This window comes from Enterobacter soli (genome assembly GCF_964208575.1).
GTDB lineage: Bacteria > Pseudomonadota > Gammaproteobacteria > Enterobacterales > Enterobacteriaceae > Enterobacter > Enterobacter soli_A.
On sequence record NZ_CAXOFU010000023.1, the window covers coordinates 80222 to 86905 of the forward strand.

The window sequence follows — 6684 nt, forward strand, 5'->3', positions numbered from 1 at the left end:
TGACTCCTTAAGCCGTTTTCAGCTCGCCAACCGGACGGGCTGGCTCAACTGCTGGATAGTAGGGTTCGTTATGACGCGCTTTGTTACGCAGGCCTTCAGGCACGTCGTACAGCGGGCCGAGGTGCTGGTACTGCTGCGCCATATCGAGATACTTCGCGCTGCCGAGCGTGTCCAGCCAGCGGAACGCGCCGCCGTGGAACGGCGGGAAGCCGAGGCCGTAAACCAGCGCCATGTCCGCTTCTGCCGGACTGGCGATGATGCCTTCTTCAAGGCAGCGCACCACTTCGTTGACCATCGGAATCATCATGCGAGCAATAATCTCTTCGTCGCTGAAGTCGCGTTTTGCCTGGCTGACTTCCGCTAACAGGCCGTCCACGGCCGCATCTTCTTCTTTCTTCGGCTTGCCTTTGCTGTCTTCTTTATAGCGCCAGAAGCCCAGACCGTTTTTCTGACCGAAACGACCGGCGTCGAACAGCGCGTCAATCGCGTCGCGATAATCTTTCTGCATCCGCTGCGGGAAGCCCGCCGCCATCACCGCCTGAGCGTGGTGCGCGGTGTCGATGCCCACCACGTCCAGCAGATACGCCGGGCCCATCGGCCAGCCGAACTGCTTCTCCATCACCTTATCGATCTTGCGGAAGTCCGCGCCGTCGCGCAGCAGCTGGCTGAAACCGGCGAAGTAGGGGAACAGCACGCGGTTAACGAAGAAGCCCGGGCAGTCATTCACCACGATCGGCGTTTTGCCCATTTTGCTGGCCCACGCCACCACTTTGGCGATGGTGTCGTCGGAGGTTTTTTCCCCACGGATCACTTCAACCAGCGGCATACGGTGAACCGGGTTGAAGAAGTGCATCCCGCAGAAGTTTTCCGGGTGCTTCAGCACGCTCGCCAGTTCGCTAATTGGAATCGTTGAGGTGTTAGACGCCAGAACGTTGCCTGGACGAACCTTCTCTTCGGTTTCCGCCAGTACCGCTTTTTTGACTTTCGGGTTCTCAACCACGGCTTCAACCACCACATCCACACGGTCAAAGCCGCAATATTCCAGCGTTGGCTGAATGGTGGAGATCACGCCTGAAAGCTTCAGGCCGTCGATCTTCCCGCGCTCCAGCTGTTTATTCAGCAGCTTGGCCGCTTCGGTCATGCCCAGCGTCAGGGATTTTTCGTTGATGTCCTTCATTACCACCGGCACGCCTTTCCAGGCTGACTGATAGGCAATGCCGCCGCCCATAATGCCTGCGCCCAGCACCGCCGCGTGTTTTGGCGTTTCAACGTTTTTGGTGAGCTGCTTGGCTTTGCCCTTCACGAACTGATCGTTGAGGAAAATGCCGACCAGCGCGCGGGCTTCGTTGGTGTGCGCCAGCGGGACAAAGCTCTGATTTTCGAGCTTAAGTGCGTCGTCACGGCCCAGACGCGCCGCCGCTTCGATGGTTTTCACCGCGGTAATCGGTGCCGGATAGTGCTTGCCCGCCGTCTGCATCACCATGCCTTTGGCGATGGTAAAGCTCATGGTGGCTTCGATTTTGCTGAGCTTTAACGGCTCCAGCTTCGGCTGACGTTTGGCTTTCCAGTCCAGATCGCCGTTAATCGCCTGGCGCAGGACGGCAATTGCCCCCTCGACCAGTTTTTCAGGTTTCACTACGCCGTCCACCAGGCCAATCTTCAGCGCCTGGTCAGCGCCCACGTCTTTACCCGCAGCAATAATTTCCAGCGCGCTGTCGGCACCCAGCATACGCGGCATACGCACGGAGCCGCCAAAGCCCGGCATAATGCCCAGCTTCGTTTCCGGCAGGCCGATGCGCAGGTCTGGCGTCGCCAGACGATAGTCGGTCGCCAGCACGCACTCGCAGCCGCCGCCCAGCGCATAGCCGTTCACGGCCGAGATTGTCGGCACTGGCAGATCTTCCAGGCGGTTAAAGACGCTGTTCGCAAAGTGCAGCCACTGGCTCAGCTGTTCTTCCGGAACGAGGAACAGCGACAGGAATTCGGTGATATCGGCACCGACAATAAAGGCCGCTTTGTTAGAGCGCAGCAGCAGCCCTTTTAAATCAGATTGCTTTTCAAGTACTTCCAGCGCCTGGCCAAGACTGGCCACCGTCGCGGTATCGAGCTTGTTCACTGAGCCGGGGGCATCGAACACCAGTTCGGCAATGCCATCTTCCAGCCAGTTGAGGTACAGGGTGTCGCCTTTGTAAAGCATGTCAGTCTCCTGAATCCAGCAATTGGATCTGGTCATACCAGATGAAACGGAGTGTGGGATTTATGTTAATAAAATGCAAATTAGTCATTAAGAAATTGCTGCATTGATCACGCTCGGCGGAAATCACGCAGTCCGGGGCAGGTGTGCTAAGATGCGAAGACTTGAGCGCAGAAAAACGAAAGGAAAAACAATGGACTCACTGGCTTCAATCTATAAAAATCATATTGTTACCTTACAGGAACGTACCCGCGATGTACTGGCTCGTTTTAAGCTGGATGCCCTGCTGATCCACTCCGGCGAGCTGATGAACACCTTCCTCGACGACCACGCCTATCCGTTTAAGGTTAACCCGCAGTTTAAAGCCTGGGTGCCAGTGACCCAGGTGCCAAACTGCTGGCTGCTGGTGGACGGCGTGAACAAGCCGAAACTGTGGTTCTATCTGCCGGTGGATTACTGGCACAACGTAGAGCCGCTGCCGACCTCCTTCTGGACAGAAGAAGTGGACGTGATTGCGCTGCCGAAAGCCGACGGCATTGGCAGCCAGCTACCTGCTGCGCGCGGCAACATGGCGTATATTGGCCCGGTGCCGGAGCGTGCGCTCGGTCTGGATATTGCCGCGGACAAGCTGAACCCGAAAGGGGTGCTGGACTACCTGCACTATTACCGCGCTTACAAAACCGATTATGAACTTTACTGCATGCGTGAAGCGCAAAAGACCGCGGTAAACGGCCACCGCGCGGCGCATGAAGCGTTCCAGTCCGGCATGAGCGAGTTCGATATCAACCAGGCGTACCTGACCGCAACCGGTCATCGCGATACCGACGTGCCTTACAGCAACATCGTGGCGCTCAACGAACATGCCTCGGTTCTGCACTACACCAAACTCGATCACCATGTGCCGTCCGAAATGCGCAGCTTCCTGCTGGATGCGGGCGCTGAATACAACGGCTACGCCGCTGACCTGACCCGTACCTGGGCGGCAAACGCGGATACCGATTTCGCACAGCTGATTAAAGACGTTAACGACGAGCAGCTGGCGCTGATTGGCACCATGAAAGCGGGCACCAGCTACGTCGATTACCATATTCAGTTCCATCAGCGCATCGCCAAACTGCTGCGTAAGCATCAGATTGTGAAAGACATGAGCGAAGAGGCGATGGTCGAAAACGATCTGACCGGGCCATTCATGCCGCACGGCATTGGACACCCGCTGGGATTGCAGGTGCACGACGTTGCCGGCTTTATGCAGGACGACACCGGTACGCACCTGGCCGCGCCGTCTAAATACCCGTACCTGCGCTGCACCCGTATTCTGGAGCCGCGCATGGTGTTGACCATCGAGCCGGGCATCTACTTTATTGAATCCCTGCTGGCGCCGTGGCGTGAAGGCCAGTTCAGCAAGCACTTCAACTGGGAAAAAATTGACGCGCTGAAGCCGTTTGGCGGCATTCGTATCGAAGACAACGTGGTTATCCACGAAAACAGCATCGAAAACATGACGCGAGATCTGAAGCTGGCCTGATGGAAAGCTGGCTGATACCGGCACAGCCGGTCACCTTCGTTGAGGAAATCAAGAAAAGCCGCTTTATTACGCTGCTGGCACACACCGACGGCGTCGAGGCGGCGAAAGCCTTTGTTGAGTCCGTTCGCGCGGAGCACCCTGACGCGCGACACCACTGCGTGGCGTGGGTCGCCGGTCCGCCGGACGACTCGCAGCAGCTTGGCTTTTCTGACGACGGTGAACCGGCAGGCACCGCCGGTAAACCCATGCTTTCTCAACTGATGGGAAGCGGTGTGGGAGAGATAACCGCCGTGGTGGTTCGCTACTACGGCGGCATTTTGCTCGGCACGGGCGGGCTGGTAAAAGCCTATGGCGGCGGGGTGCAGCAGGCGCTTAATCTGCTGAATACCACCCGCAAAACGCCACTCACCGAATATACTTTGTTATGCGATTACGCCCAGCTGTCGGGTATTGAAACCCTGCTTAAGCAATTTAACGGCGTGATTGCGCACAGTGAATACCAGGCAACGGTGCAGTTGCGCGTGGCGCTTCCTCAGGCAGAGCTGGCTGCTTTTTCAGCAAAACTGGCTGATTTTAGTCGTGGTTCGTTGCAATTACTGCCGATTGAAGAATAATCCCCACCTCACTTTTTGAATACCAAAGGAAGCGGCAGAGATGCATTTTCGTGCCATTACCCGAATCGTTGGACTGCTGGTCATACTCTTTTCCGGGACGATGATTCTCCCTGGACTGGTGGCACTTATCTACCGGGACGGTGCGGGGCGTGCATTTACCCAGACGTTCTTCGTGGCGCTGGCGATTGGCTCGCTGCTGTGGTGGCCGAACCGCCGCGAGAAAGGCGAGCTGAAATCCCGCGAAGGGTTCCTGATTGTGGTGCTGTTCTGGACGGTGCTGGGGAGCGTGGGTTCGCTGCCCTTTATCTTCTCTGAACAGCCTAATCTCAGCATCACGGATGCCTTCTTTGAATCTTTCTCGGGCTTAACCACCACCGGGGCCACCACGCTGGTGGGGCTCGATTCCTTACCCCACGCGATCCTCTTTTATCGTCAGATGCTGCAGTGGTTCGGCGGTATGGGGATCATCGTCCTGGCCGTCGCCATTCTGCCTATTCTGGGCGTCGGGGGGATGCAGCTCTACCGCGCTGAAATGCCGGGGCCGCTGAAAGACAACAAGATGCGCCCGCGAATTGCCGAAACGGCGAAAACGCTGTGGCTGATTTATGTCCTGCTGACGGTCGCCTGCGCGCTGGCGCTGTGGTTCGCCGGGATGCCCGCGTTCGATGCAATCGGACACAGCTTCGCGACCATCGCTATCGGTGGCTTCTCCACCCATGACGCCAGCGTGGGCTACTTCGACAGCCCGACGATTAACACCATTATTGCCATCTTCCTGCTTATCTCCGGCTGTAACTACGGTCTGCACTTCTCTTTATTAAGCGGACGCAGCCTGAAGGTCTACTGGCGCGATCCGGAATTTCGCATGTTTATCGGCGTTCAGCTGACGCTGGTGGTGATCTGCACCCTGGTGCTGTGGTTCCATGACGTCTACAGCTCGGCGGTAACGACGCTAAACCAGGCCTTCTTCCAGGTGGTGTCGATGGCGACCACGGCGGGCTTTACCACTGACAGCATCGCCCGCTGGCCGCTGTTCCTGCCGGTGCTGCTGCTGTGCTCGGCGTTTATCGGCGGCTGTGCCGGGTCGACGGGCGGTGGCCTGAAGGTGATTCGTATCCTGCTGCTGTTCAAGCAGGGGAACCGCGAGCTGAAACGTCTGGTACACCCGAATGCGGTCTATAGCATTAAGCTTGGCAACCGTGCCTTGCCGGAACGTATCCTCGAAGCGGTGTGGGGCTTCTTCTCCGCCTACGCGCTGGTCTTCATCGTCAGTATGCTGGCGATCATCGCGACCGGGGTGGATGATTTCTCCGCTTTCGCTTCCGTTGTCGCAACGCTTAATAACCTCGGCCCGGGGCTGGGCGTGGTGGCGGATAACTTTGCCAGCATGAATCCGGTGGCGAAATGGATCTTAATTGCCAATATGCTGTTTGGTCGTCTTGAGGTCTTTACGCTGCTGGTGCTGTTTACCCCAACATTCTGGCGCGAGTAAGGGAGTCTTTGGTGAAAACATTAATTCTATTCTCTACACGGGACGGGCAAACGCGCGAGATTGCCTCTTATCTGGCGTCTGAATTAAAAGAGCTCGGCGTTTACGCCGACGTCGTGAACCTGAACCGTACCGAAGAGATTACGTGGCAGGATTACGAGCGCGTGGTGATTGGCGCGTCTATTCGCTACGGGCATTTCCATCCGGCGCTGGATCGTTTTGTGAAAAAACACGCCGCCACGCTGAACGCGCTGCCCGGCGCGTTCTATTCGGTGAACCTGGTGGCGCGCAAAGCTGAGAAGCGCACGCCCCAGACGAACAGCTATACCCGCAAGTTTTTGCTTAACTCACCGTGGCAGCCCGATCTCTGCGCCGTCTTCGCCGGCGCGTTGCGTTATCCGCGCTATCGCTGGTATGACCGCTTTATGATCCGCCTGATTATGAAAATGACGGGGGGGGAAACGGATACAGATAAAGAAGTGGTTTATACCGACTGGGCGCAGGTCGCCAGTTTTGCCCGTGAAATCGCGCATTTAACGGGCGATTCGAAGGTTAAATAAGCGTAAAGTTTGAAAAGTGAGCGAACGAAAAGTTTTTTTAATATTATGCTTGTCACCGCCGAAGAACTCCCTATAATGCGCCTCCACTGACACGGAACAACGGCAAACAAGCCGGGTCAGCGGGGTTCAGCGATGAACACCGACAGAGAAAAGCGAAAATAAATGCTTGACTCTGTAGCGGGAAAGCGTAATATGCACACCCCGCGCCGCAGCGAAAACGAAGCGGCACTGCTCTTTAACAATTTATCAGACAATCTGTGTGGGCACTCAAAGTGACATGGATTCTTAAATGTCTTCGGACA

At 56.6% G+C, this 6684-nt stretch carries 5 protein-coding genes; 4 read left to right on the plus strand and 1 reads right to left on the minus strand.

What is annotated here, in order from left to right:
* Positions 1 to 7: 7 nt before the first annotated feature.
* Positions 8 to 2197 (minus strand): fatty acid oxidation complex subunit alpha FadB, encoded by a 2190-nt coding sequence (gene fadB, locus AB6V08_RS19805; protein ID WP_368544518.1) that lies wholly within the window; start codon positions 2195 to 2197, stop codon positions 8 to 10.
* A gap of 190 nt (positions 2198 to 2387) precedes the next feature.
* Between fadB and pepQ the strand changes: the two genes are divergently transcribed.
* Genes pepQ through hemG form a run of 4 tightly spaced genes read left to right on the plus strand, consistent with a single transcriptional unit; the run spans position 2388 to position 6382 of the window.
* Positions 2388 to 3719, plus strand: coding sequence for a Xaa-Pro dipeptidase (gene pepQ, locus AB6V08_RS19810; RefSeq protein WP_368544519.1), 1332 nt, complete (start codon positions 2388 to 2390; stop codon positions 3717 to 3719).
* Entirely contained in the window at positions 3719 to 4333 is a 615-nt protein-coding gene (locus tag AB6V08_RS19815) for an IMPACT family protein (protein WP_368544520.1), read from the plus strand. The genes pepQ and AB6V08_RS19815 overlap by 1 nt, the downstream gene beginning before the upstream one ends.
* A 40-nt stretch (positions 4334 to 4373) precedes the next feature.
* Entirely contained in the window at positions 4374 to 5825 is a 1452-nt protein-coding gene (gene trkH, locus AB6V08_RS19820; RefSeq protein ID WP_368544521.1) for a Trk system potassium transporter TrkH, read from the plus strand.
* 11 nt (positions 5826 to 5836) lie between these two features.
* The gene (gene hemG, locus AB6V08_RS19825) at positions 5837 to 6382 is read left to right on the plus strand and encodes a menaquinone-dependent protoporphyrinogen IX dehydrogenase (RefSeq protein WP_368544522.1); all 546 of its coding nucleotides are present in this window, start codon (positions 5837 to 5839) and stop codon (positions 6380 to 6382) included.
* Positions 6383 to 6684: the final 302 nt, after the last annotated feature.